This window comes from Phenylobacterium sp. (assembly GCF_031412415.1).
Taxonomy (GTDB): domain Bacteria; phylum Pseudomonadota; class Alphaproteobacteria; order Caulobacterales; family Caulobacteraceae; genus Phenylobacterium.
Genome location: NZ_JANOCX010000216.1, coordinates 1 through 3064 on the forward strand (window position 1 = coordinate 1; position 3064 = coordinate 3064).

5 protein-coding genes are annotated in these 3064 nt (G+C 70.6%); 1 reads left to right on the plus strand and 4 read right to left on the minus strand.

The features are described 5' to 3' along the window. The first annotated feature begins 273 nt into the window (after window positions 1–273). The gene (locus RMO04_RS10600) at window positions 274–744 is read left to right on the plus strand and encodes a hypothetical protein (RefSeq protein ID WP_309644752.1); all 471 of its coding nucleotides are present in this window, start codon (window positions 274–276) and stop codon (window positions 742–744) included. 219 nt (window positions 745–963) lie between these two features. Here the strand turns inward: RMO04_RS10600 and RMO04_RS10605 are convergent, their stop codons facing one another. The 4 genes from RMO04_RS10605 to RMO04_RS10620 all read right to left on the minus strand — a co-directional run. Beyond that, complete coding sequence (locus RMO04_RS10605) at window positions 964–1386, minus strand: single-stranded DNA-binding protein (protein ID WP_309644753.1); 423 nt, start codon at window positions 1384–1386, stop codon at window positions 964–966. A gap of 40 nt (window positions 1387–1426) precedes the next feature. Further along, window positions 1427–1774: a hypothetical protein gene (locus tag RMO04_RS10610; protein ID WP_309644754.1), complete on the minus strand. Its 348-nt coding sequence runs from the start codon at window positions 1772–1774 to the stop codon at window positions 1427–1429. Between the two features lie 104 nt (window positions 1775–1878). Continuing rightward, a complete protein-coding gene (locus tag RMO04_RS10615; RefSeq protein WP_309644755.1) occupies window positions 1879–2412 on the minus strand; it encodes a hypothetical protein in 534 nt (177 codons plus the stop codon). A gap of 107 nt (window positions 2413–2519) precedes the next feature. Further along, window positions 2520–3064: strawberry notch C-terminal domain-containing protein (locus tag RMO04_RS10620; RefSeq protein ID WP_309644756.1), on the minus strand; the 545-nt coding region annotated here is incomplete at its 5' end.

Consider the following 3064-nt stretch of genomic DNA (forward strand, 5'->3'; position numbering starts at 1 on the left):
GGGGGCGTTGCGCCCGCACGGCGGGCGCTCCGTCCGGCGCGCAGCGACGGGTCGGCCGCGACGATCGTCCCCGCCCTTCGCCCGGCCGACCCGCGGCCGCGTCCACAAGCCGGCGGCCGCGCGTGAGGGATCGTCACCCGAAGGGCGGAGATCCGCAGGAGCTCCGGGCGCCGCCGGCGCCTAGAGCCCGACCCGGCTCGGGCCGGGGCACGTCCCGCCTCGACGATCCGCCGACCTCAAGCTATGGCTCGCCCGACGATGGTGGAGGTCGCGATGCGCGTGATTCTGGCGGCGACAGTCCTGCTGGCCCCAAGCACAGCCCTCGCCGCCCCGTTGAACCTTATCTGTCGGGGCGAGGCGCGCTACGTCCTCGAGGAGACCACGACCGGTCAGACCACCGGCGCTGACGGCTATCCCAGCGCCACCAGCTTCAACAGCGAGCGCGCCATGCGCACCAGCGAGACGTTCCGCTTCGAAATCGGCGAGGACGGCACGGGGCGGGTCAAGCCGCCGCGTGTGCAGATCCCGCTGTTGCGCTCAGGCGGCAAGGACGGCTGGTGGCCCCTCGCTTCGGCGGCCGTCGGTGAAAACGACATCCACGCCCAGTTCTCGTTCAACTTCCTGAACAAGCCTCGCGTCCAGATCGATCGCCGCACAGGCGACATCGAGGTGGCGGGCTACCAGTTCAGCTTCAACGGCGCCTGCGAGCCCGCCCCCGACGACACCGCGCCGCGCAAGTTCTGAGGCTTGGCGGAACCGAAAGCGCGATCTTGACCGCGACGGCGCGAGGCCCAAACCTGTCCCACGCCAGCATGGAGCCTCCGATGCATCGCGAACAAGTGCCCTGCGGCTGAGCCGGATCGCGCCTCAGGCTTCCGGTCGCCCCCAAAAAACCTGCGGGGCCAAACAAAAAACCCCGCCGGCGAACCGGCGGGGTCGAAGTTCGGGGATCGAGGTTCGGCTCTAGAAGGGAATCTCGTCGTCGAGGTCTGGTCCAAGGCCGGAGGCCTGGCCGACCTCCGGCAGCTCGTCCTCGCCGGCCGCCCCGCTGTCATCGCGCCTGTTCTTGAGACGCAGCTCGTCCACCACCACCCGCAGGTCGTAGTGGACGGTCCCGTCGCGGCCCGTCCATGTGTCGTTCTCCACGTGGCCCTGGACGACCACCCGGCTGCCCTTGCGCGCGAAGGGCGCGATATAGGTCTCAGCCGTCGCCTCATTGAAACAGACGCAATTGAAGCCTGTGGTGCGCTCGCCCTTCTGGCCGTCGGCGCGACGGAAACGCGCGGTTTCCAGGACGCGGAAGCTCGCGCGCTTTCGGCCCGAGCCTTGGGCCGAGAGGATGGATGGCGCAGCGGCCAGATAGCCTTCGATGGTCACGGTCTGCATGTCGGTCTCCTGAAAAGTCATTGAAGGGAAGGATGCGGCGTCAGGCGGCCTCGGCCTCCCGCGCCGCCGCACGGTCGGACGCCCATTCCAGGACGCTGAGCCGATGGACCACCAGCTCCTTGGCGGCGCGCTTGGCCCCGTCGCCGGTCTCGAAGAGGTTGTCGACGAACACGCCGGTGACCACCACCTCGCAGCCCGTCGCGAGCCCCTCGGCGATGACCTTCTCGTTCAGGCCCTTGGACCAGCTCACGCAATTAACGCCCACGACCCGCGCCTTGCCGGCGGCGTCCTGACCCCGGTTTTCCAGCAGGCGGAACACCGCCTTGCCGAAGTCCTCGGTCAGGTGAGGATTGGCCGCCAAACGGCCGGTGAACACCACGTTCTGCATCTCCGTCTCCTTGAGTCGCGAAACCCCGTGGGAGCCTGTCTCCCGGTCTGAAGGCTTCGCCCTTCCCCCGCCCTTCCTCCTCCCACCGGCCCTCCACCGGCCCGTCACGCGGCCTGGGCCGGATCCAGCACCGTCTCGACCGGATGGCGGCGCAGAATCGCCCCCAGCACGTCGGGCCGATCCACCGGCACGAACAGGCGCGGCGCATGGGCGATGATCTCCACGAAGCAGCCCATGGCGCGGAAGGCCTCGCGCCGGGACGCCCCGCCCACCAGCTCCAGCCGCCATCGGTCCATCACCCGCGCCCGGCGCAGCCAGAACCCGCCGCTGAGCGCCAGCTGCAGGCCGCGCTCGAGCACCGCCGCGGCCGTGAGGGACGGGTCCTCGCCAAAGGCCGTGGCGCCGTCGGTCAGGCCGAGCGACACCTTCAGCCGCCGCGCATGGACCGGGTCCAGCACCCGGCCCAGCCAGCGCCGGCCATCGGGCGCCTTCACCCGCCGCACCTGGGCGCCCCGTGCCGGGAGCAGCGACCAGATCGGCAGCAGCAGGCCGCTCGCCAGGGTCAGGTCGCGGGTCCGCCAGGGATCGGTGTCGGCGAGCTCGGCGGACCAGGCGGCTCGCCACACGCTTTCGTCCACCTGCTCCCAGGCCGACTCCTCGAAGACCCGCCGCGGCAGCAGGCTGCGCGTCTCCGGCCGCGTCAGGCGTACGGCCGCGACGAGCCGATCATCGTCCTCGGGGGTGGTCAGGCCGTGTTCGACCAGGGCCGGGCGACCGGACCTGGCGTTGACCGCGAAGGTCGCGGCCTCCCCAAGACCCGCGGCGCGCTCCAGGGCCGCGCCAGGGGCAGTAGGTCGCGCCGGGTCCGCAGCGCGAAGGTGACCAGCGCCGTCTGGGCGCCCGTCGCGGCGTCGGTGCGGATCACCTCCTCGGAGAGGACCTCGAGATCCTCGGCCACGATGTCCTCGACCCCGTTGTCCATCTGCCCGGAGCCCGCCGCCCGCTCGAGGACGCCGGTCAGGATTTTCTCGAAGTCCTCGAAGAGGGCGTTCTGATCGGCGATCCGTAGCGCCAGCAGACGGTTGAGAAAGGTGTTCATGGGCGGCAGGTCGTCGGAGGCCTTGAGCTCGCCTTCGGGCGTCAGCAGGCTCAGCCCCGTCTTTGCCTGGAAGGCGTCCATGCCCATGCAGGGCAGCTCCCCGAACGCCAAGGCGCCGTAGAAGATCAGCAGGGCCCGGCGCGCCCAGGGGCTCTCCAAATTGTCCTCGGCCCGGAAGAGGCCCTGCCCGG